Here is a 21,195-nt window from a genome sequence, read left to right on the forward strand (position 1 = left end):
ATATCCGACGAATTACCAATGAGTTATAGCTGCTATTTGAGAAACGCGCTGACCGTCGGGCGATCGTCATTATTTTGTCTGAATTAATACCTGAAGCATCGCAGCTGTTTGTGCGTCCGGCGTACCGTCATAGCGCGACGGTCGAAAATGCATCTGGAAGGCCGCCAGCACATGGCGGGTAGCGACATCCAGTTCGCCGGTTTGCGGCGTGTCGTAACCGACGCGGGCCAGTTGTGACTGGAACCAGCTGATGCTCGGCAGCTGTGTTTCGAAGCGGCTTTGCTGGCGCGCTACGGCTTGCTCGTTCGGCCAAATGCCGATCCCTTGCTCAGCCAGACGCTTCCAGGGGAACAGTGGGCCTGGATCAAGCTTGCGCAGGGGGGCGATGTCGCTATGTCCGACGATGTTGCGCGGGCTGATCGCGTAGCGCTGGCTGATGTCCTTGAGCAGGACGACCAGGGACTGGACCTGCGCTTCAGTGTAGGGGTACCACAGGCGCCCGGTCGGGGTGTCCTTGAAGCCTGGATTGACGATTTCGATACCGATGGAACTGGAGTTCATCCAGGTCCGGCCTTGCCACTGGCTTTCCCCGGCGTGCCAGGACCGCAGATTTTCATCCATCAGCTTGTAGATGGTCGCGTTCTTGTCGTCGCCGACAAGGTAGTGGCTGCTGACTTCGCCGTGGGTCAGCAGTTGCAGCGAGCGCTCCAGCGATGCGGAGGTGTAATGGAGCACGACGAACTGAATGCGACTGTCGTGGTTGGCCGAAGCGTGGCTGGTGTCGTATCGGGGGCCGCTGGCGCAACCAGCCAACAGGATCAGCGACACGATGAGAGCAAGATATTTCATGGGAAAGCCAACGCGCGAAAGACAGTAATGCAACAGTGTAACGTACTGCCTTGTGCGTGTTGGCCGATCGCAACGATTTGAACAAAATGGGGCAAAAGCCTTCAGCCCAACTCCACCCGGTTTCGCCCGGCATTTTTGGCGCGGTATAGCGCCTGATCGGCTCTTTTGAGCACCAGATCGCTATGCTCACCGGGTTTGAATGCCGCCAGGCCGATGGAGAGGGTTATCGTTACCGGTTCACCCCTGAAGTGAAAAGGGCAAGCTTCGATAGCGGCGCGCAGTGTTTCCAGGAGTTTCAGGCCGTTCGCCGGAACTGTGGACGGCATCAACAGGACAAACTCCTCGCCGCCAAAGCGCGCAATGAAATCCGTTCCGCGCAGGCGTTTGCGCAGCACACTGGCAATGATTTTCAGCACTTTGTCGCCCGCCAGGTGCCCGTAGTTATCATTGATGCGCTTGAAATGATCAAGGTCGAGCATGGCCAGCATCAGCGTGTTGCCGTGCTGCTGCCATTGGCCGATCTCATGCTCCAGGCGTTCGCTCCAGGCCGCGCGGTTGGGCAGGCCGGTCAGCGGGTCGATCAGGGCTTTCTGGCGTTGCTCTTCGAGGTGCTCGCGAAAGCCCTGGGCTTCCTGTTCCATGTGCGCAACCCGTTCGGCCAGGCTGTGCAGGCGGGCTGCTACCTCCTGCTCGCGCTCGTCGCGCTGCTGGCGGTGCTGGTCCATGGTGCCGAGCAAGCCTTCAAGATGGTTCTCCAGGACGTGCTTGAGATCATCCAGGTCGGCCGCTTCCTGCACGCTGCTCTGTAAGCCGTCGACCTGTTCGCGAATCTGCGTGTCCATCGCATGGGCGGCGGATCGGCTGTCGGCATGGCCGGCGCTGGCGGCCTGCAGGTTGCTCTGGAACGATTCCAGGCGTTCATTGAGCTGCTGCAGATACGCTTCGAATTCGTGTTGGCCACTGTCGGAGATGGCCAGCATCAACGTCGCCAGATCGTCGAGAATCGGTAGCAACTCGTACCAGTTCAAGCCATTTTTCAAACGTTCACGCATCGATTCGGCTTGTGGACGATGACGCTCGGGTAGCGTCAGGTCGTCGAGCAAGCCCAACAGGGTGTCTTCGATGTGTTTGGCTACAGAACTGTAGGACGGTTCGGGCGAGTCGGGCAGGGCGTAGAGCATGTCTTGCTCGGGCTGCTGCGGATCGATGGCTGCCAGGGCCTGGGCCATGGGCGCGGGCAGCGGCAGGGTGTCGAGCAATATCGCCGGGCTCAATTCGTCGGGATTGAGTGCCTGTTCAGTCTGAGGTACGGGTTTGACAGGCGCTTGCTGCGCCTCAAGGGTTGGCGCAACAGCTTCAGGCTGGGTTGCAGCCGGAATGTCCGGAGTCGCCTGCGACGCGGTGTCAGCAATGACTGGCGGGCGCGCGACCACAGGCGCCAAAACGTTTTCGCCCGTGTGCGCGTAAAGTGCCTGTTGCGCGGGTATGGCTTCTTCGGCTTCACGTTGACCGAACAGCCGCTGCAACAGGCCAGGGCGTTCGGGTTCCGCCGGGCTCTCCAGTTGGCTCAGGGCCTTGCCTTGCAGCCCGCTCAGTTCGCCGAGCAGCAACGGGATCTCACGCGCCTGGCTGACACGGCTATCCAGTTGCTTGGCGAAGTGCTTGAGGGGGCGGCTCACTTCCCGGGGCAGAGGCAATGTCTGCAGCTGCGTGACCAGGGCGTTGAGGGCGGCGCTGGTCTGGTTGATCCGGGTTTCCCGGCGCTGCTCGGAGTCGAGTACGGCTTTTTCCAGGCGAGGCAGCAGGGCGGCAAGACCGGCGTCCATGTCGTCGGTGCGCACGACTTCGCGCATCTCCTTCATGCATTGGTCAACGACGCGGTCGGTGCCTTCCGCTGCCAGCGTGCTGCGCACCAGGCCCCGGCGCAGCAGGTCGAGCCGGGCGTCCCAGCGACGTTCGAGCTTTTCCTGTTGTTCGATGCTTTGCAGGTACTTCTCTTTCCAGCGCTGTGCTTCTTCGCTCATTCATGGGTTCCGCGGGGGGGCAGGACTCAACGCGGGCAATGCATCGGCCGTGAGCGAACCCGGCAGACGAATCTCTACCGCGACCGGCAGGTGATCGGAAATGGGTTGCGCCAGCACCTCGACCTTTTCCAGGGTCAGGCTCGGGCTCAGCAGAATATGGTCCAGGCAGCGCTGCGGGCGCCAGCTGGGGAATGTCGCATCCAGTTGCGGGGCCAGTAGGCCGAGGTCGCGCAATGGAGAGTTTTGCAGCAGGTCACTGGCGTGGGTGTTCATGTCACCCATCAATACCTGGTGCTTGTAGCCACCGATCAGCTCGCGGATGTAAGCCAGTTGCAGGCTGCGGGTACGAGCGCCAAGTGCCAGGTGCATCATGACCACCACCAGTGCTTCCGGACCTTCGCCGAAGCGCACCAGAATCGCCCCGCGACCTTTTGGCCCCGGCAGTGGATGGTCCTCGATCGCCCACGGACGCAGGCGACTGAGCACACCGTTGCTGTGCTGGCCCAGGCGACCGAGATTGCGATTGAGCTGTTGATACCAGTAGGGGAAGGCACCGAGCTGGGCCAGGTGTTCGACTTGATTGACGTAGCCTGAGCGCAGGCTGCCGCCATCGGCTTCCTGCAGGGCGACCAGATCGAAGTCGCCCAGCAGATTGCCGATTTTTTGCAGATTGTCCGCACGCCCGGTATGCGGCAACAGATGTTGCCAGCCCCGGGTCAGGTAATGCCGATACCGCTCGGTGCTGATACCGACCTGGATATTGAAGCTGAGCAAGCGCAGACGGCTATCTGCGGGCAGGCCCGTCGATTCCAGGTGATGCTCGTTGACCTGCGGATCATGCAGGCCAACGACCCGTTCGGTTCCCCAGCGGCGCATGGCAGGCGCCTCGCTTAGTTGGCGGCAGCCTTGTTAGCCGCTCGCTCTTGGTCGACCAGTTTATCGGCCAGTTGCAGGGCTTGTTCGGCACCGCCGGCAGAGCCGATGTCAAAACGGTACTTACCATTGACGATCATGGTTGGTACGCCGGTGATTTCATATTTCTTGGCAAGTTCACGGGCTTGAACGACCTGGCCCTTGATGGCAAAGGAATTGAAGGTGGCGAGGAATTTATCCTTGTCTACGCCTTGGGTGACCAGGAATTTGGCCATCTCATCCGGGGTAGTCAATTTTTTGTGTTCTTCCTGAATCGCCTTGAACACCGCAGCATGAACCTTATGCTCGACACCCATGGATTCGAGGGTCAGGAACATTTGACCGTGAGCATCCCAAGGGCCGCCGAACATTGCCGGGATACGCTTGAAATTCACGTCGGATGGAAGTTTTTCCACCCAGGGATTGATCACCGGTTCAAATTTGTAGCAGTGCGGGCAACCGTACCAGAACAGCTCCACCACTTCGATCTTGCCAGGCACGGCGACCGGCACCGGATTGCTCAGCTCGACGTAAGGTGCGGCGGGGGCTTCAGCGGCTTGGGCAGTCATGCCGAGCAGGCTGGCAGCGGCAAAAACGGCGCTGATGATCAGATTACGCATGCTTTACTCCTGGACAAATTTTATCGCCTCGCGGGACCTGGATTAAGACAGGTCATGGCGGGCCTGAGTTCTGTAGTGTAACGGCAGCGGCCACAAAAAAGGGCGGCCAAGGCCACCCTTTTTATACTTGCTGCGACGGATTAATGGAGCGTTAACGTTGCAGGAGTTGAAGATCCCGATCAACGCCCGATTCACCGGTCTTAGTGCAGGCCCTGGATGTAGCTGGACACTGCCGCGATGTCTTCGTCGCTCAGCTTTTTGGCAATGCTCTGCATCGGTTTGGTATCGCCGTCGTTATTGCGGCCACCTTCTTCCTTGCGGAAGTCAGTGAGCTGCTTGGCGATATATTGAGCGTGTTGACCGCCCAGGTGCGGGAAGCCGGCGGCTGCGTTGCCCGCGCCGTTTGGCGAGTGGCAGCCGGTGCACGATGGCAAGCCCTTGGCCAGATCACCGCCGCGGAACAGTGCTTCACCGCGTGACACGACTTTCGGGTCGGCGGCGCCGACGCTGCCCTTCTGGCTGGCGAAGTAGGCCGCGATGTCCGCCAGGTCCTGGTCGCTCAGGTTGGTCAGCAGGCCAGTCATTTCCAGAACGGTGCGCTTGCCCGACTTGATGTCGTGCAACTGCTTGGTCAGGTAGCGTTCGCCCTGGCCTGCCAGTTTCGGAAAGTTAGGCGCCATGCTGTTGCCATCCGGGCCATGACAGGCACCACATACGGCGGCTTTTGCCTGGCCTGCGGCGGCGTCACCAGGTTTGACTGGCTCACCTGCAGCATGGGCAATGCCGGAGATCCCCACGGTCAACAGCAGACTCACGATCAATTTGTTCATCAGCTAATCCAACTACGGCTAAGGGTTAAGTTATGGACCGGGTTTACTCGCTCATCCAGTGGATGATGGCTTGGTAATCCTCGGCACTGCAGTCCATGCACAAACCACGCGGCGGCATCGCCTTGAAACCCTGGGTCACGTGTTGCACCAGCGTCTCCATACCTTTCGCCAACCTCGGCGTCCAAGCTTCCTGATCGCCCTTGCGGGGCGCCATGGGTAGTTGGCCGGAATGACAGGCACCACAAACACGGTTGTACACAGCTTCCGGATCCTGTGTAGCCTGCGCGCTGTAAAGCGGCATCAGGATTACGGCAGCTAGCAGCCATTTCGTCATAAAACGACCTTTTCAGGGTTGAGAGCGATCTGCGTTCTAGTGCGCAATCAAGGTCTGTCGCTCTCGTGAACTTCATCCTGCGTCGGGACAAAGCGCACACAAAATCTGCGGCATTATATACTGGCGTCACTGAAACGGAAGCGACACTGCTTGCCGCACCTATTCCTGGCGCCGCCCACATCGGAAATCCCATGCAACTCAAGAATCCCATCCTCGGTCTGTGCCAACAGTCCACCTTCATGCTCAGCGCCGCCAAAGTCGACCAATGTCCGGATGACGAAGGCTTTGAAGTCGCCTTCGCCGGGCGTTCCAACGCCGGCAAGTCCAGTGCCCTGAACACCCTGACGCATGCCAGCCTGGCGCGCACCTCGAAAACCCCGGGGCGCACGCAACTCTTGAACTTCTTCAAGCTAGACGATGAACGCCGTCTGGTCGACCTGCCGGGCTACGGTTATGCAAAAGTACCGATCCCGCTCAAGCAACACTGGCAGCGTCACCTCGAGGCCTACCTGGGTGGTCGCGAGAGTTTGAAGGGTCTGATCCTGATGATGGACATCCGTCACCCGATGACCGACTTCGACCTGCTGATGCTCGATTGGGCCGTTGCCGCCGGCATGCCGATGCACATCCTGCTGACCAAGGCGGACAAGCTGACCTACGGCGCGGCCAAGAACACGCTGCTCAAGGTGCAGTCGGAAATCCGCAAGGGTTGGGGCGATGCCGTGACGATCCAGTTGTTTTCGGCGCCCAAACGCATGGGCCTGGAAGACGCCTACACTGTATTGGCAGGCTGGATGGAACTGGCGGACAAGGGCGCCGAAGAAGTCACCGGATAAGTGTGTAAAAAATAGTCTGAAGTGCGGTCAGGCCAGTGCGGCTTGATCGCAGCAGGCAGTTTTCTACAGGCAAAAAAAACCCCGGACTTCAATGGGGAGGGGGAAGTTCCGGGGTTCAAGTTCTAGACCGCTAGGGCGGGGTCCAGATATCTGCCAACACTTAACACAACATAGGAGCATCGAAGGGCTTCACCAGCCATTCAGTAAATCTGAGTGGCTGGAAGCAGAATTAGTTCAATTTTTTTTCGCGCGCTTTGGAATAACCCCAAGCGCCTTTTGGACTAAGCAGCGTTTGCGCAGTCTGCCGCGGCATCATGCCGCAGCAGCATCGGCGACTCAGTGCGCCTCATCCCAGTTATTGCCCACCCCGACCTCGACCAGCAATGGCACATCCAGTTTCGCCGCGCCGCTCATGTGCAGGCGAATCTCTTCGCTGACCTGCTCGACCAGATCTTCACGCACCTCCAGCACCAATTCATCGTGCACCTGCAGGATGACCTTGGCGTCGAGGCCGGAACTGGTCAGCCAGTTATCCACAGCGACCATGGCTTTCTTGATGATGTCGGCCGCCGTACCTTGCATCGGTGCGTTGATGGCCGTGCGTTCGGCGGCTGCACGCTCCTGCGGCTTGTTCGAATTGATCTCCGGCAGGTACAGCCGGCGCCCGAAGAAGGTTTCCACATAGCCTTGATCCGCGGCCTGGGCGCGGGTGCGGTCCATGTACTCGCGAACCCCGGGGTAACGGGCGAAGTAGGTATCGATATAGGCCTTGGCCGTCTTGGTATCGACACCGATGTCCTTGCCGAGTTTCTGCGCGCCCATGCCGTAGATCAGGCCGAAGTTGATCGCCTTGGCGCTGCGACGCTGGTCGGAAGTCACGTCAGTGAGTTCGACCTTGAACACTTCGGCGGCGGTTGCGGTGTGCACGTCCAGGTTGTGACGGAAGGCATTCATCAGGCCTTCATCGCGGGACAGGTGCGCCATGATCCGCAGTTCGATCTGCGAATAGTCGGCAGCCAGCAGCTTGTAGCCGGTCGGGGCGACGAAGGCCTGGCGGATGCGCCGCCCTTCAGCCGTGCGCACCGGGATGTTCTGCAGGTTCGGATCGCTGGAGGACAAGCGCCCGGTGGATGCAACGGCCTGGTGATATGAAGTGTGAATGCGGCCGGTACGCGGATTGATCTGTTCCGGTAGACGGTCGGTGTAGGTGCTCTTGAGCTTGCTCATGGAACGGTATTCCATGAGCACTTTCGGCAGCCGGTAGTCGTCCTCGGCCAGTTTGGCCAGCACTTCTTCGGCGGTGGACGGCTGACCCTTGGCGGTCTTCTTCAGCACGGGCAGGCCGAGCTTCTCGTAGAGGATGACGCCGAGTTGCTTGGGCGAACCCAGGTTGAATTCCTCACCGGCGATCTCGAAGGCTTCACGCTCCAGCGCCACCATCTTGTCGCCCAGTTCGATGCTTTGCACGCCGAGCAGCGCGGCATCCACGAACGCGCCCTGGCGTTCGATACGCGCCAGTACCGGCACCAACGGGATTTCGATGTCGGTCAGGACGCTGGCCAGGCTCGGAATGGCGTTGAGCTTCTCGAACAGCGCCTGATGCAGGCGCAGGGTGATATCGGCGTCCTCGGCGGCGTACGGGCCGGCCTGCTCGAGGGCAATCTGGTCGAACGTCAGCTGCTTGGCGCCTTTGCCGGCAATGTCCTGGAAACTCACCGTGGCGTGATCCAGGTATTTCAACGCCAGGCTGTCCATGTCGTGGCGAGTGGCCGTGGAGTTGAGCACGTAGGACTCAAGCATGGTATCGAAGGCAATGCCGCGCACGGTGATGCCGTTGGCCTGATCGCCGCCGATGGCGCAGTTGGCCAGGATGTTCATGTCGAACTTGGCGTGCTGGCCGACCTTGAGCTTGTTCGGGTCTTCCAGAATCGGCTTGAGGGCGCGCAGCACAGTGTCGCGGTCCAGTTGTACTGGCACGCCGATGTAGGAATGGGTCAGCGGAATGTAGGCGGCTTCGTTGGCCTGCACGGCGAACGACAGGCCTACCAGCTGCGCCTGTTGCGCATCGATGCCGGTGGTTTCGGTGTCGAAGGCGAACAGCTTGGCGCTGTTGAGTTTTTCCAGCCAGACGTCGAAACGGGCCTGATCAAGGATGGTTTCATAAGCGGTCTCAGGGGCGGCGGCCGGTGTCTCGACCTCGGCCTCGGATGCGCTGAACAGATCTGCAGCCGGCGCAGGCTCGGCGGCAGCACTGCTCAGTTCAAGACGTTTGGCGTCCCGATCAAGATCGTTCAGCCAGCTCTTGAATTCCAGCAGGGTGTAGAGCTCGTAGAGTTTGGCCGGATCTTCCGCGCCCATCTGCAGGTCATCGAGACCGATGTCCAACGGTACATCGACCTTGATGGTCGCCAGTTGATAGGAGAGGAAGGCCATCTCCTTGTGCTCTTCGAGCTTGGCCGGCAGGGTCTTGGCACCACGGATCGGCAGGGTCGGGACGATGTCGAGCTGCGCGTAGAGCTCGGTCAGGCCGCCATTCACGCCCACCAGCAGGCCGGAAGCGGTTTTTGGACCTATGCCGGGAACGCCCGGAATGTTGTCGGAAGAATCGCCCATGAGTGCCAGATAGTCGATGATCTGCTCGGGAGCGACGCCGAATTTCTCCTTCACGCCCTCTACGTCCATGCTGCTACCGGTCATGGTATTGACCAAGGTAATGTGGCCGTCGACCAGTTGCGCCATGTCCTTGTCGCCGGTGGAGATGACCACCGGGCGATCGGCCGCCGCGCTGCTGCGGGCCAGCGTGCCGATCACGTCATCGGCCTCGACGCCTTCGACGCACAACAGCGGGAAGCCCAGGGCGATCACGCTTTGATGCAGGGGCTCGATCTGCACGCGCATGTCGTCGGGCATGCTCGGCCGGTTGGCCTTGTATTCGGCGTACATGTCATCGCGAAACGTCCCACCCTTGGCGTCGAACACCACGGCGAAGGGACTGTCCGGGTACTGCTTGCGCAGACTCTTGAGCATGTTCAACACGCCCTTGACGGCGCCGGTCGGCAGGCCTTTGGACGTGGTCAGCGGTGGCAGCGCGTGAAAGGCGCGGTACAGGTAAGAAGAACCGTCCACCAGGACGAGGGGGGCTTGGCTCATGAGCAGGATCAACCTTTTCGGCGGGTCCGGCGCTAGAATAGCGGGACCGTTGACGACAAAGGGACAAGGTTATCATGCGCACACTAAATCGCCTGTTGCTGGCTGGCTTGTTTGCAATCACACCGTTGGCCGTCATGGCGGCGGACGATGCGCCGACACCTGAGCCGGAAGTTACGATCCGCACGGAAGGCGACAAGGTCATCCAGGAATACCGCCAGAACGGTTTCCTGTATGCGATCAAGGTCACGCCCAAGGGCGCACCGCCTTATTTCCTGGTGCGCGCAGACGGGACCGATGCAAACTTCATCCGCTCGGATCAGCCGGATATGCTGATACCGTCGTGGAAGATCTTCGAGTGGAAGTAGTTTCTTAATTTCAACCGGCGTTGGCTCAAGAGCAACGCCTCGTACTGGCAGTTTTAACCATGTCTGTGTTTACCCCCCTGGCTCGGCCCGAGCTGGAAGCTTTTCTCGCCCCTTATGGCCTCGGCCGCCTGCTTGATTTCCAGGGGATTGCCGCCGGTAGCGAAAACACCAATTTCTTTATCAGCCTGGAGCAGGGCGAATTCGTCCTGACCCTGATCGAGCGTGGCCCGGTGCAAGAGATGCCATTCTTCATCGAATTGCTCGACGTGCTGCACCAGGCCGACCTGCCAGTGCCTTACGCCCTGCGTACCACCGACGGCGTGGCCCTGCGTGAACTGGCCGGCAAGCCGGCGCTGTTGCAACCGCGCCTGGCCGGCAAGCACATCAAGCAAGCCAACGCGCAGCATTGCGCCCAGGTGGGTGAGCTGCTGGCGCACCTGCACCTGGCGACCCAGGCCAACATGATCAAGCGCAAGACCGATCGTGGCCTGGACTGGATGCTGGAAGAAGGCACGCAGTTTCTTTCGCACCTCAAACCGCAGCAGAAAGATCTGTTGCAACGGGCACTGGAAGAAATCACCGAGCAGAAAGAGAAAATCCTCGCATTGCCACGGGCCAACATCCACGCCGACCTGTTCCGCGATAACGCGATGTTCGAAGGCACACACCTGACCGGGCTGATCGATTTCTACAACGCCTGCTCGGGGCCGATGCTCTACGACGTGGCGATTGCCTTGAACGACTGGTGCTCCGACGATGACGGCCTGATCGACGGGCCACGGGCGCGGGCGTTGCTGGGTGCTTACGCCGCATTGCGTCCTTTCACCGCGGCCGAAGCCGAGTTGTGGCCGACCATGCTGCGGGTGGCGTGCGTACGCTTCTGGTTGTCGCGCTTGATCGCGGCGGAGTCTTTTGCCGGGCAGGACGTGTTGATCCACGATCCGATGGAGTTCGAGCTGCGGTTGGCGCAGCGGCAGAAGGTCAATACACCGTTGCCGTTCGCCCTTTAAAAGCTTCGCGAGCAAGCCCGCTCCCACATAGGGCCGCGTTCCATCTGGAAGCACTCGGTCCAATGTGGGAGCGGGCTTGCTCGCGAATGGGGCGACGCAGTTTTCGAATTACAACGACTCCAGGCATCCCGCCAAATCATTCCCCAACTTCTCCAGCACCTGCTCATACCCCTGGGCAGTCGCCGGCGTATACCCGCCCAGCGCATCCAGTTCCGCCAGTTTCACCGGCAGGCCCGCCACCAGGGTTTCCGCCAGGCGTGGGCGCAGCGGCGGTTCGCTGAAGACGCAGGTCTTGCCGACTTCCTGCAACCGCGCGCGCATCGCCGCGACGTGCTGGGCGCCGGGCTGCACTTCGGCCGCGACACTGAACACGCCGGCGTGCTTGAGGCCGTAGGCGTCTTCGAAGTAGTCGAAAGCCTCGTGGAATACGAAGTAAGGTTTGCCTTCAACACCCGCCAGACGTTGCTTCAAGCGTGCATCCAACGCGTCCAGGCGCTCATCAAAGGCCTTGAGGTTGCTCTGGTAACGCGCCGCGTTGGCGGAATCGGCGGCACTCAGATCCGCAGCCATTTTCGCCGCGATGACCCGGGCGTTGACCGGCGATAACCACAAATGCGCATCCAGAGTACCTGGGCGATGGTCGTGGTCATGTTCGTCGGCTTCTTCGGCATGGGAGTGGTTGTCCTCGGCGAAATGTCGCAGTTTCAGGCCAGGAAGGTCCTGCACGGCAACGCTCGGCAAGGTACGACCGTTGAGCACTCGCGGCATGAAACCTTCCATGTCCGGACCGATCCAGTACAGCAGATCCACCGATTGCACCTTCCGTACGTCGGACGGGCGCAGGGCATAGTTATGCGGCGAGGCGCCGGGTGGCAGCAGGACTTCCGGAATCGCCACGCCGTCCTGTACGGCAGCGGCGATCAGCTGTAGCGGCTTGATGCTGGTGAGGACCTTGACCTCGGCTTGCGCCGAACCGAGCAGCAGGAAACTTGCGAAAAAAGCGACAAAGATGGAAAAAAGTCGGGACACGATGACCACTCGAAGAGGCGAGAACGGGTAATATAATAACGTCTCTCACAAAATTCGTCGCCGCTCATGCCTAAAACACCGATTGCAAGTCGTCCCCACGACCACTCTCATTGCGTTCACAGCGCTCTGTCTGAGGCCGATGCCTTGTGCGCACGCAAGGGCTTGCGCCTGACCGCGTTGCGTCGGCGGGTGCTGGAACTGGTGTGGCAAAGCCATAAACCGCTGGGGGCCTACGACATTCTCGCGGTCCTCAGTGAGCAGGACGGGCGCCGGGCTGCACCCCCCACGGTCTACCGCGCGCTGGACTTCCTTTTGGAAAACGGTCTGGTACACCGCATCTCCTCGCTCAATGCCTTCATTGGCTGCAATCACCCGGCGCACGCCCACCAGGGCCAGTTCCTGATCTGCCGTGAATGCCACGCTGCCATCGAACTCGAACAGAAATCCATCAGCGACGCGATCATCGCCAGCGCCAGGGACGTCGGGTTTGTCGTCGAAGGCCAGACCGTTGAAGTGATCGGTCTCTGTTCGGGTTGCCAGGGGGCCTGATGAGTAACGCGTTGATCCGCCTCGAGCAGGTTGCCGTCACCTTTGCCGGCCAACCTGTGCTGGATAACATCGAATTGAGCGTCGAACCAGGGCAGATCGTGACTCTGATCGGCCCCAATGGCGCCGGCAAGACCACTCTGGTGCGTGCCGTGCTCGGCCTGCTGAAACCCGACAGCGGCAGCGTCTGGCGCAAGCCGAAACTGCGGGTGGGCTACATGCCACAAAAACTGCATGTCGATCCGACCCTGCCGCTCTCGGTCCTGCGCTTCCTGCGCCTGGTGCCGGGTGTGGACCGGGCGATGGCCTTGGCCGCGCTCAAGGAAGTCGGCGCCGAACAGGTGATCGATAGCCCCGTGCAAAGTGTTTCCGGCGGTGAAATGCAGCGCGTCCTGTTGGCCCGGGCCTTGTTGCGCGAGCCGCAATTGCTGGTGCTCGACGAACCGGTCCAAGGCGTCGACGTGGCCGGTCAGGCAGAACTCTATAGCCTGATCACCCGCCTGCGAGACCGTCACGGCTGCGGCGTGTTGATGGTTTCTCACGATCTGCACCTGGTGATGAGCACCACGGACCAGGTGGTTTGCCTGAATCGCCATGTCTGCTGCTCCGGCCACCCCGAGCAGGTCAGCGGCGATCCGGCCTTCGTCGAACTATTCGGAAAAAACGCACAAAGCCTGGCGATTTATCACCACCATCACGACCACGCCCACGATTTGCACGGCTCGGTGGTCAAGGCGCCCCCCTCGGGCCATACCCATGTTCATGGAGATAGCTGCAAGCATGGCTGATTTTCTGCTCTACGCCCTGCTTGCAGGTCTGGCCCTGGCGGTTGTGGCGGGCCCCTTGGGTTCCTTCGTGGTCTGGCGGCGCATGGCCTATTTCGGCGACACCCTGTCACACGCGGCATTGCTCGGCGTGGCGCTGGGTTTTCTACTGGATGTCAGCCCGACCGTGGCCGTGACCGTCGGCTGTTTGCTGTTGGCGGTGTTGCTGGTGACCTTGCAGCAGCGTCAGCCGCTGGCCTCCGACACGCTTTTGGGAATTCTCGCACCCAGCACCCTCTCTTTAGGCCTGGTGGTACTAAGCTTCATGCACGAAGTGCGGATCGACCTGATGGCCTATCTGTTCGGTGACTTGCTGGCGATCAGTCCGACCGATCTGGCGTGGATCCTCGGGGGTAGCGCGGCGGTGCTGGCGTTGCTGGTGACGTTGTGGCGGCCATTGCTGGCAATCACTGTGCACGAAGAGTTGGCGAGGGTCGAAGGGCTGCCGGTGGCGGGTTTGCGCCTGGCGCTGATGCTGTTGATCGCCGTGGTGATTGCGGTGGCGATGAAAATCGTCGGCGTGTTGCTTATCACGTCGTTGTTGATCATTCCGGCGGCTGCGGCACAACGGCACGCCCGCTCACCGGAGCAAATGGCACTGGGTGCGAGCCTGCTGGGCGTACTCGCCGTATGTGGCGGATTGGCGATGTCCTGGTTCAAGGACACCCCGGCGGGCCCATCGATCGTAGTGACAGCCGCCGCGCTGTTTCTGCTGAGTTTTGTTCTGCCCCGTCGAGGGGTGTAGACTTGCTCGTTTTTTGCGCAAATAGAGAGTCGCAGGAATGAAGTCGTTCGCCTCCCGTTATCTGCTCCTTGTCGCATTTTCTTTGCTGCTGGGCGCCTGCCAAAGCACGCCACCGGCCCCCGAGGTTCCGGATGCGCGGGCCACGGCCATTGCACAGCTGGAACAAAGTCTGGCCAGCAGCGAACTGGCCACGGCCGAGGGTCAGTTGGCGGCATTGCAGGCCGATTCACCCAACGATCAATCCCTTGAGCAATATCAGCGTCAGCTGGCCGAAGCCTATCTGCTGCGCAGCCAGATCGTGTTGCAAAAAGGCGATGTGAACGCCGCCGCCACCGCCCTGAGCCGAGCCCGTGTGCTGATGCCCAAGGCGCCGGCACTGACCGGCGGGGTCAATGGCGCCATCGCCGAGGCCCGCAAGGCTGAACTGGAAAAAGCCGAAGCAGCGCTGAAAGCCGCCGAAGCCCAGCCAAAAGCCAAGGTCATCGACCTGACGGCGGAGAGCACGACGGTTGCGTTGAATATCAATGATATGGCCAAACTACGTCGCCAACTGGACGCTATCGCCGCCGATGCGGTGAATTTTCAGTGTGATGTGAGCATTCAGGCGCCGCGTACCGATGATTACCCATGGTTGGCTAACTTGCTAACCAAACGGGTGAAAAAGCTCGATCCGCAGTTTGATTTGAATCTGGAGCGGCAGATCATTCGCAGCGTTCCGGCGCAGATGGTCTTGAGCCCTCGCAAACCGTAAAAAGCTTCGCGAGCAAGCCCGCTCCCACATTGGTTCCGTGTCGGTCACGAATCCAATGTGGGAGCGGGCTTGCTCGCGAAGGGGTCAGGCCGGAATCGCTTTAGCCTTAGGCTCCCTATCCCAAACCCGATGCTGGCCGATCGCCGCAAAAAACGGCTTGGCCAACTTGCCGTCCGCGCCCACGATCAATCCCGCATCAGCCTCCAGTTTCAACACATCCAGCAGTTGCTTCGCCTCGCCGTGCAGGGCAATTGCCTTCAAGTGTTTGTAGGCTTCAAGCAGATAATGCAACGCCACGCCGTCGGTGCTCAGCGCCTTGATCGAGGCCGCGCCTCCGGGCACGAATACCGCATCGAACGCAATGGATGGCATGCCCTCCATCGAAGCATCCACCGGCAGCATCTTGCCGTCAGCAGTGGTGACCGGCGCCGAGGTGGGCCCGAGCAGTTTGGCGTGTGCACCTTCGGCTTCCAGGGCTTTTTTCATCGCATCGACCGCATTGCCATCGACGCCGTTGGCCGCGAGAATCGCTACTTTCCGGGTCTTGATGTCCCCCGGCAGCAAGTTGGCCTGGCTCAGGGCTGGCGAACGATCCAACGAAATCTTCGGTACGTCGACCGTTCCGGCTTTGGGTGCTGGCAGGCCGAGGTTTTGCGCCACGCGCTTGGCCAGTTCCAGATCGATGTTGGCCAGGATCTCGTTCACCTCGCGTGCGCGGATGAATTCCCGTTCGACCTTGCCCAGCTCAAAGCTGTACGCCGAAATGATGTGCTCCTGCTCGTGCTTGCTCATGCTGTGGAAAAACAGCCGGGCCTGGGAGAAGTGGTCGCCGAATGACTCGCTGCGCTGACGAATCTTGTTGGCGTCGATGCGCTCCTGGTAACTCTCGAAACCGCCGTCCTGTGCGGCCGCGGGCGTCTCTTTCGGCCAGCCGCCATCGATCGAGTTCGGTTCGTAGGACGCGCGCCCCTTGTCGATGGTGGTGCGATGCAACGCATCACGCTGGCCGTTGTGGAAGGGTGCTACCGGACGGTTGATCGGGATTTCGTGAAAGTTCGGCCCACCGAGTCGGCTGATCTGCGTGTCGGTGTAGGAAAACAGCCGACCTTGCAGCAGCGGATCGTTGGAGAAGTCGATACCGGGCACGATATGCCCCGGGCAGAAAGCCACCTGCTCGGTTTCAGCGAAGAAGTTGTCCGGGTTGCGGTTGAGCGTCATTTTCCCCAGTGGCGTGATAGGCACGAGCTCTTCAGGAATCAGCTTGGTGGGGTCGAGGATGTCGAAATCGAAGGCGTGTTCGTTTTCCTCCTCGATGACCTGTACGCCCAGTTCCCATTCCGGGTAGTCGCCCATCTCGATGGCTTCCCAGAGATCGCGACGGTGATAGTCGGTGTCCTTGCCCGCCAGTTTCTGCGCCTCATCCCACACCAGCGAGCAGGTCCCGGCGGCAGGGCGCCAGTGGAATTTGACGAAGCGCGACTTTCCTTCGGCGTTGATCAGGCGAAATGTGTGCACGCCGAAGCCTTGCATGCTACGCAGGCTTTTCGGGATGGCCCGGTCGGACATGGCCCAGATCACCATATGGGCTGATTCAGGTTGCAGCGAAACAAAGTCCCAGAACGTATCGTGGGCCGAGCCGCCAGTAGGGATTTCGTTGTGAGGCTCGGGTTTTACCGCATGGACAAAGTCGGGAAACTTGATGGCGTCCTGAATGAAAAACACCGGCATGTTGTTGCCCACCAGATCGAAGTTGCCTTCATCGGTGAAGAACTTCACGGCGAAACCGCGTACGTCTCGCACGGTATCGCCTGAGCCACGGGGCCCCTGCACAGTAGAAAAACGCACGAACACCGGCGTTTTCTTTGCAGGATCTTGCAGGAAACCGGCCTTGGTCAGTACGGAGTGATTCTCGTAGGACTGGAAGAAACCATGGGCACCGGTGCCGCGGGCATGCACGATGCGCTCCGGGATGCGCTCATGGTCAAAATGCGTGATCTTTTCACGCATGATGAAATCTTCCAGCAGCGACGGCCCACGGGCGCCTGCTTTCAAGGTGTTCTGATTGTCTGCCACCTTCACGCCTTGATTGGTACGCAAGGCCTGACCGGTGGCGTCGGAGCGAAATGTTTCCAGGCTATCGAGCTTGGCGTTGGTGTTGCTGCGGTCCGGGGTATCGGTCCCGGCCAGTGCGCTTTTAGGGGCGGCAGGCTTCTTCGTACTCATCAGGCAAGACTCCTCGGGTTTTTTTCGAGTGACCTTATTAGTGACTGATGGGGTTTTACGCCGTTCCTTTTTTCTGACCTTTGATCGCGTTATTGCCAAATGACTGGTCGAATGCGAAATAAATGCTAAGAACTGCTATACGGACAGGCTAAAATGCGCGCCCGGCTAACCGCTGATCCTTTTCCAACGCGCCCCACAAGGTTCGCTACGTGATCGAGTTTCAAAACGTCCATAAAACCTACCGCGTCGCCGGTAAGGATATCCCCGCCCTGCATCCGACCAGTCTGACGATAGAGAACGGTCAGGTTTTTGGTCTGATCGGCCATTCCGGTGCGGGAAAAAGTACCCTGCTGCGTCTGATCAATCGCCTGGAAAACTCCAGCGGTGGCAAGATCATCGTGGATGGCGAAGAAGTCACGGCGCTCGACGCCAACGGACTGCGCCGTTTCCGTCAGCAGGTCGGCATGATTTTCCAGCACTTCAACCTGCTGGCGTCCAAGACCGTTGCCGACAACGTGGCCCTGCCACTGACGCTGGCGGGTGAAATGTCCCGCGCCGAGATCAATCAGCGTGTCGCCGAGCTGCTGGCCAGGGTCGGTCTGTCCGACCACGCCAACAAGTACCCGGCGCAATTGTCCGGCGGCCAGAAGCAGCGCGTCGGCATTGCCCGCGCCCTGGCGACCAAGCCGAAAATCCTGCTGTGCGATGAAGCCACCAGCGCCCTCGACCCGCAAACCACGGCGTCGGTCCTGCAATTGCTGGCCGAAATCAATCGCGAGCTGAAGCTGACTATCGTGCTGATCACCCATGAAATGGACGTGATTCGCCGGGTCTGCGACCAGGTCGGGGTGATGGATGCTGGCGTGATCGTCGAGCAAGGCACGGTGGCCGAGGTGTTCCTGCATCCAAAACACCCGACGACCAAGCGCTTCGTGCAAGAAGACGAGCAGATCGACGAAGGCGAACAGCGCGACGACTTCGCTCACGTGCCAGGCCGCATCGTGCGTCTGACCTTCCAGGGCGAAGCGACCTACGCTCCGCTGCTGGGTACCGTCGCTCGGGAAACCGGTGTGGACTACAGCATCCTGGCCGGTCGTATCGACCGCATCAAGGACATCCCTTACGGGCAACTGACCCTGGCCGTGACCGGCGGTGACATGGAAGCGGCCTTCGCCCGCTTCACCGCGGCCGACGTCCACATGGAGGTGCTGCGCTAATGGAAGCCCTGACAACTTTCTTCGCCAATATCGACTGGTTCGAAATCTGGCTGGCCACCGGCGACACCTTGCTGATGCTCGGTGGTTCGCTGTTGTTCACCGTGTTGCTGGGCCTGCCCCTGGGTGTGCTGCTGTTCCTCTGCAGCCCGCGTCAGTTGCTGGAAGCCAAGGGCGTGTACGCGATGTTGTCCCTGGTGGTGAACATTCTGCGTTCGCTGCCGTTCATCATCCTGCTGATCGTGATGATTCCGTTCACCGTGTTGATCACCGGGACTTCCCTCGGCGTCGCCGGTGCAATCCCGCCGCTGGTGGTCGGTGCCACACCGTTCTTCGCGCGACTGGTGGAAACCGCGTTGCGTGAAGTGGATCGCGGCATCATCGAAGCGACCCAGGCCATGGGCGCAACGACACGGCAGATCATCACCAATGCCTTGCTGCCCGAAGCCCGCCCGGGCATCTTCGCGGCGATTACGGTGACAGCCATTACACTGGTGTCCTACACGGCAATGGCCGGTGTGGTCGGTGCCGGTGGCCTGGGCGACCTGGCGATCCGCTTCGGTTACCAGCGTTTTCAGACTGACGTGATGGTGGTCACGGTGGTGTTGCTGCTGGTGCTGGTGCAGGTCCTGCAAACCGTAGGCGACAAGCTGGTTGTGCATTTTTCCCGGAAATAAAAAGCTCTCGTAAATGATCAATGAGCCGGCCATTCGCTGGCAGGCGCCAAACGGGCGCCGCAAGCGGGTACCCAAAAGGAGTTAGCTGAATGAAAAAACTACTCGTCGCGTTCGCTGCCGTTGCAGCCTTTTCCGCCCATGCCGCCGACACCCTGACTGTCGCGGCGACTCCGGTTCCGCACGCGGAAATCCTCGAGTTCGTCAAACCGGCCCTGGCCCAGCAAGGCGTCGACCTCAAGGTCAAGGTCTTCACCGACTACATCCAGCCGAACGTGCAGGTCGCGGAAAAACGCCTGGACGCCAACTTCTTCCAGCACCAGCCGTACCTGGATGAATTCAACAAGGCCAAGGGCACTAACCTGATTTCGGTTGCCGGCGTGCACCTGGAACCCCTGGGCGCTTACTCCAGCAAGTACAAGACTCTGGAAGAGCTGCCAAGCACCGCCACCGTGGTGATCCCGAACGACGCCACCAACGGCGGCCGTGCGCTGCTGCTGCTGGCCAAGGCCGGTGTGATCAAGTTGCAGGACTCGAACAACATCTTGTCGACGGTCAAGGACATTACCGAGAACCCGAAGAACCTGAAGTTCCGTGAGCTCGAAGCCGCGACCATTCCGCGTGTACTGACCCAGGTCGACCTGGCGCTGATCAACACTAACTACGCGCTGGAAGCCAAGCTCGATCCGTCCAAGGACGCGCTGGTCATCGAAGGCAGCGACTCGCCTTACGTGAACATCCTGGTCGCCCGCCCGGACGACAAGGACAGCGAAGCGATGAAGAAGCTGGTCGCTGCCCTGCACAGCCCGGAAGTGAAGGCTTTCATCCTCGAGAAGTACAAAGGCGCGGTCGTGCCGGCGTTCTGATTTGTAGCTATGACGAAAAAAAGGGGCGCATTGAATGCGCCCTTTTTCGCCCTGAAACACTGCCCTTGTAGGAGCCCGGCTTGCCGGCGAAGGCGATCTCACGGGCCCCTTCGCCGGCAAGCCGGGCTCCTACAGGTTGCGCGTGGGCCTTCCACCCTATCAGTTCTACTAGTAGACAGATATTCGCTGATCTTCGAAGCTGAAATTCTAGATCAAAGACTTTTAGAGGTTTTGCTCATGAATGCGAAGGCTCAAAACGTGCTACGCCGTTACCACTATGATCCGCTGGACCGACTCATAGGAACGACACCGGTAAACGATGCTCGGCTTCGGCTCTTTTACTGTAAAAAACGCTTAACCACGGAAATTCAAGGTGCTGTGCAGCGCACGATCTTTCAACAAGACGATCAACTACTGGCTCAACATGATCAACAAGATCATGTGATTGAATCCTCACTGTTAGCAACAGATCAGGCGCGCTCGGTCTTGCGGGTAGACAAGGCCAATCGCCCCAATGCCGTCAGCTACTCGCCCTACGGACACCGACCAGTAGTAGACGATTTGCGGAGCTTGTTGGGTTTCAATGGTGAGCGAGTGGATTCGGTTACGGGATACTATTTGTTGGGTATTGGTTATCGGGCATTTAATCCAATATTGATGCGATTTAACAGTCCGGACAGTTTTAGTCCTTTTGGCAGAGGCGGATTTAATTCATACGTATATTGTTTGGGCGATCCAATAAATCGCTACGATGATAGCGGTCATTTTCCTCTGCTTAAAATGCTTGGTTTAAAACCCAGAGTGAAAACATTCAAAATTCTTCATCCCAAAAAAACTGTTGATTTATACCATAATAATTTCAAGGAAACTAAGCACTTGGCGCCGGAGCCGGTAATAAGCCATGTAAAAGATGCGGAAGGTCTTAATTATTTGCAGCCGGGCGATAGAGCGAAATTTGTTTACACCAAGGATAAGAAGTTGATTGTCGGAAAGCTATATAAATACGATCAAAAATGGCATGGAATGCACCATGTCCACCATGGCAGTTTAGTCGCAAATGAGCGCAGCAATAAAGTTTTTACTGCTGGGTATATGTATAGGAGTGATGGAGGTGGGATATCAATAAGTAATGAGTCGGGTCATTACAAGCCAACTTTTGAATCACTTTTTTCGGCAAAAAAATATATAGAGGAGAGCAATATAGCGAAAGATGTTAAATTGATACGCTGGGCTAAAAATTAATTAGAGATTCATCTATTTGCATAGGCGCAAGAGAGCTTCGATGAGAATGCGTTTTGGACTGTAAGCCAAAGATCTGTGTTTGTAGATAAGTACGTAGGGCCATCATTCTGATCAAATGAAGCAAAAAAATGAGGACGAGGAATGAGTCCTC

At 59.2% G+C, this 21,195-nt stretch carries 20 protein-coding genes; 11 read left to right on the plus strand and 9 right to left on the minus strand.

What is annotated here, in order from left to right:
• Positions 1-69: 69 nt before the first annotated feature.
• From DKB71_RS00935 to DKB71_RS00960, 6 genes are all read right to left on the minus strand, one after another.
• Positions 70-849 (minus strand): N-acetylmuramoyl-L-alanine amidase, encoded by a 780-nt coding sequence (locus DKB71_RS00935; protein ID WP_274073820.1) that lies wholly within the window; start codon positions 847-849, stop codon positions 70-72.
• Between the two features lie 101 nt (positions 850-950).
• Complete coding sequence (locus tag DKB71_RS00940; RefSeq protein ID WP_408599393.1) at positions 951-2,873, minus strand: diguanylate cyclase; 1,923 nt, start codon at positions 2,871-2,873, stop codon at positions 951-953.
• Positions 2,874-3,749: an endonuclease/exonuclease/phosphatase family protein gene (locus tag DKB71_RS00945; protein ID WP_274073822.1), complete on the minus strand. Its 876-nt coding sequence runs from the start codon at positions 3,747-3,749 to the stop codon at positions 2,874-2,876.
• A gap of 14 nt (positions 3,750-3,763) precedes the next feature.
• The gene (locus DKB71_RS00950) at positions 3,764-4,405 is read right to left on the minus strand and encodes a thiol:disulfide interchange protein DsbA/DsbL (protein WP_408599394.1); all 642 of its coding nucleotides are present in this window, start codon (positions 4,403-4,405) and stop codon (positions 3,764-3,766) included.
• A 200-nt stretch (positions 4,406-4,605) separates the two neighbouring features.
• Complete coding sequence (locus tag DKB71_RS00955; protein ID WP_274073824.1) at positions 4,606-5,235, minus strand: cytochrome c; 630 nt, start codon at positions 5,233-5,235, stop codon at positions 4,606-4,608.
• A 43-nt stretch (positions 5,236-5,278) separates the two neighbouring features.
• Positions 5,279-5,569: a c-type cytochrome gene (locus DKB71_RS00960; RefSeq protein ID WP_408599395.1), complete on the minus strand. Its 291-nt coding sequence runs from the start codon at positions 5,567-5,569 to the stop codon at positions 5,279-5,281.
• 191 nt (positions 5,570-5,760) lie between these two features.
• On the opposite strand from DKB71_RS00960, the gene yihA reads away from it, so the two are divergent.
• Positions 5,761-6,405 (plus strand): ribosome biogenesis GTP-binding protein YihA/YsxC, encoded by a 645-nt coding sequence (gene yihA, locus DKB71_RS00965; RefSeq protein WP_046818665.1) that lies wholly within the window; start codon positions 5,761-5,763, stop codon positions 6,403-6,405.
• A 336-nt stretch (positions 6,406-6,741) separates the two neighbouring features.
• On the opposite strand, the gene polA is transcribed toward yihA, so the two are convergent.
• A complete protein-coding gene (polA, locus tag DKB71_RS00970; protein WP_408599396.1) occupies positions 6,742-9,555 on the minus strand; it encodes a DNA polymerase I in 2,814 nt (937 codons plus the stop codon).
• Between the two features lie 74 nt (positions 9,556-9,629).
• On the opposite strand from polA, the gene DKB71_RS00975 reads away from it, so the two are divergent.
• Complete coding sequence (locus DKB71_RS00975) at positions 9,630-9,920, plus strand: DUF2782 domain-containing protein (protein WP_046818667.1); 291 nt, start codon at positions 9,630-9,632, stop codon at positions 9,918-9,920.
• A gap of 59 nt (positions 9,921-9,979) precedes the next feature.
• Positions 9,980-10,930, plus strand: coding sequence for a homoserine kinase (locus DKB71_RS00980; protein WP_406592372.1), 951 nt, complete (start codon positions 9,980-9,982; stop codon positions 10,928-10,930).
• Positions 10,931-11,038: 108 nt separating this feature from the next.
• On the opposite strand, the gene DKB71_RS00985 is transcribed toward DKB71_RS00980, so the two are convergent.
• The gene (locus DKB71_RS00985; RefSeq protein WP_408599397.1) at positions 11,039-11,959 is read right to left on the minus strand and encodes a zinc ABC transporter substrate-binding protein; all 921 of its coding nucleotides are present in this window, start codon (positions 11,957-11,959) and stop codon (positions 11,039-11,041) included.
• A 66-nt stretch (positions 11,960-12,025) separates the two neighbouring features.
• On the opposite strand from DKB71_RS00985, the gene DKB71_RS00990 reads away from it, so the two are divergent.
• The 4 genes from DKB71_RS00990 to DKB71_RS01005 are packed head-to-tail and all read left to right on the plus strand — an operon-like array spanning position 12,026 to position 14,825.
• Positions 12,026-12,508, plus strand: a complete 483-nt coding sequence (locus tag DKB71_RS00990) for a Fur family transcriptional regulator (RefSeq protein WP_274073829.1) — start codon at positions 12,026-12,028, stop codon at positions 12,506-12,508.
• Positions 12,508-13,293 carry a zinc ABC transporter ATP-binding protein ZnuC gene (gene znuC, locus DKB71_RS00995; protein WP_274073830.1) on the plus strand — a complete coding sequence of 262 codons (786 nt, stop codon included), beginning with the start codon at positions 12,508-12,510 and terminating at the stop codon, positions 13,291-13,293. The genes DKB71_RS00990 and znuC overlap by 1 nt, the downstream gene beginning before the upstream one ends.
• Positions 13,286-14,074 (plus strand): zinc ABC transporter permease subunit ZnuB, encoded by a 789-nt coding sequence (gene znuB / locus DKB71_RS01000; protein ID WP_274073831.1) that lies wholly within the window; start codon positions 13,286-13,288, stop codon positions 14,072-14,074. Before znuC ends, znuB begins: the two co-directional genes overlap by 8 nt.
• 37 nt (positions 14,075-14,111) lie before the next feature.
• Positions 14,112-14,825, plus strand: coding sequence for a PA5502 family lipoprotein (locus DKB71_RS01005; protein ID WP_408599398.1), 714 nt, complete (start codon positions 14,112-14,114; stop codon positions 14,823-14,825).
• Between the two features lie 84 nt (positions 14,826-14,909).
• On the opposite strand, the gene katE is transcribed toward DKB71_RS01005, so the two are convergent.
• The gene (gene katE / locus DKB71_RS01010) at positions 14,910-17,048 is read right to left on the minus strand and encodes a catalase HPII (protein WP_408599399.1); all 2,139 of its coding nucleotides are present in this window, start codon (positions 17,046-17,048) and stop codon (positions 14,910-14,912) included.
• A gap of 209 nt (positions 17,049-17,257) precedes the next feature.
• Here katE and DKB71_RS01015 point away from each other — a divergent pair, with 209 nt between their 5' ends.
• The 4 genes from DKB71_RS01015 to DKB71_RS01030 all read left to right on the plus strand — a co-directional run bounded on the left by DKB71_RS01015 (position 17,258) and on the right by DKB71_RS01030 (position 21,044).
• Positions 17,258-18,265, plus strand: a complete 1,008-nt coding sequence (locus DKB71_RS01015; RefSeq protein ID WP_274073833.1) for a methionine ABC transporter ATP-binding protein — start codon at positions 17,258-17,260, stop codon at positions 18,263-18,265.
• The gene (locus DKB71_RS01020) at positions 18,265-18,939 is read left to right on the plus strand and encodes a methionine ABC transporter permease (protein WP_008027679.1); all 675 of its coding nucleotides are present in this window, start codon (positions 18,265-18,267) and stop codon (positions 18,937-18,939) included. The genes DKB71_RS01015 and DKB71_RS01020 overlap by 1 nt, the downstream gene beginning before the upstream one ends.
• An 89-nt stretch (positions 18,940-19,028) precedes the next feature.
• Complete coding sequence (locus DKB71_RS01025) at positions 19,029-19,802, plus strand: MetQ/NlpA family ABC transporter substrate-binding protein (protein WP_274073834.1); 774 nt, start codon at positions 19,029-19,031, stop codon at positions 19,800-19,802.
• 237 nt (positions 19,803-20,039) lie between these two features.
• The gene (locus DKB71_RS01030; protein ID WP_408599400.1) at positions 20,040-21,044 is read left to right on the plus strand and encodes an RHS repeat-associated core domain-containing protein; all 1,005 of its coding nucleotides are present in this window, start codon (positions 20,040-20,042) and stop codon (positions 21,042-21,044) included.
• The last annotated feature ends 151 nt before the right edge of the window (positions 21,045-21,195 follow it).

This window comes from Pseudomonas sp. PLMAX, from assembly GCF_046042685.1.
In the GTDB taxonomy this organism is placed as follows: domain Bacteria; phylum Pseudomonadota; class Gammaproteobacteria; order Pseudomonadales; family Pseudomonadaceae; genus Aquipseudomonas; species Aquipseudomonas putida_AE.

Bases quoted from the DNA above. Each gene is read 5' to 3' on its own strand.
- yihA (WP_046818665.1), top strand. From the start codon at position 5,761: ATGCAACTCAAGAATCCCATCCTCGGTCTGTGCCAACAGTCCACCTTC.
- DKB71_RS00940 (WP_408599393.1), bottom strand. From the start codon at position 2,873: ATGAGCGAAGAAGCACAGCGCTGGAAAGAGAAGTACCTGCAAAGCATC.
- katE (WP_408599399.1), bottom strand. From the start codon at position 17,048: ATGAGTACGAAGAAGCCTGCCGCCCCTAAAAGCGCACTGGCCGGGACC.
- DKB71_RS01025 (WP_274073834.1), top strand. From the start codon at position 19,029: ATGAAAAAACTACTCGTCGCGTTCGCTGCCGTTGCAGCCTTTTCCGCC.
- DKB71_RS00935 (WP_274073820.1), bottom strand. From the start codon at position 849: ATGAAATATCTTGCTCTCATCGTGTCGCTGATCCTGTTGGCTGGTTGC.
- DKB71_RS00990 (WP_274073829.1), top strand. From the start codon at position 12,026: ATGCCTAAAACACCGATTGCAAGTCGTCCCCACGACCACTCTCATTGC.
- DKB71_RS01030 (WP_408599400.1), top strand. From the start codon at position 20,040: ATGAATGCGAAGGCTCAAAACGTGCTACGCCGTTACCACTATGATCCG.
- DKB71_RS00945 (WP_274073822.1), bottom strand. From the start codon at position 3,749: ATGCGCCGCTGGGGAACCGAACGGGTCGTTGGCCTGCATGATCCGCAG.
- DKB71_RS01005 (WP_408599398.1), top strand. From the start codon at position 14,112: ATGAAGTCGTTCGCCTCCCGTTATCTGCTCCTTGTCGCATTTTCTTTG.
- DKB71_RS00975 (WP_046818667.1), top strand. From the start codon at position 9,630: ATGCGCACACTAAATCGCCTGTTGCTGGCTGGCTTGTTTGCAATCACA.
- znuB (WP_274073831.1), top strand. From the start codon at position 13,286: ATGGCTGATTTTCTGCTCTACGCCCTGCTTGCAGGTCTGGCCCTGGCG.
- DKB71_RS01020 (WP_008027679.1), top strand. From the start codon at position 18,265: ATGGAAGCCCTGACAACTTTCTTCGCCAATATCGACTGGTTCGAAATC.
- DKB71_RS00955 (WP_274073824.1), bottom strand. From the start codon at position 5,235: ATGAACAAATTGATCGTGAGTCTGCTGTTGACCGTGGGGATCTCCGGC.
- DKB71_RS00950 (WP_408599394.1), bottom strand. From the start codon at position 4,405: ATGCGTAATCTGATCATCAGCGCCGTTTTTGCCGCTGCCAGCCTGCTC.
- znuC (WP_274073830.1), top strand. From the start codon at position 12,508: ATGAGTAACGCGTTGATCCGCCTCGAGCAGGTTGCCGTCACCTTTGCC.
- polA (WP_408599396.1), bottom strand. From the start codon at position 9,555: ATGAGCCAAGCCCCCCTCGTCCTGGTGGACGGTTCTTCTTACCTGTAC.
- DKB71_RS00980 (WP_406592372.1), top strand. From the start codon at position 9,980: ATGTCTGTGTTTACCCCCCTGGCTCGGCCCGAGCTGGAAGCTTTTCTC.
- DKB71_RS00960 (WP_408599395.1), bottom strand. From the start codon at position 5,569: ATGACGAAATGGCTGCTAGCTGCCGTAATCCTGATGCCGCTTTACAGC.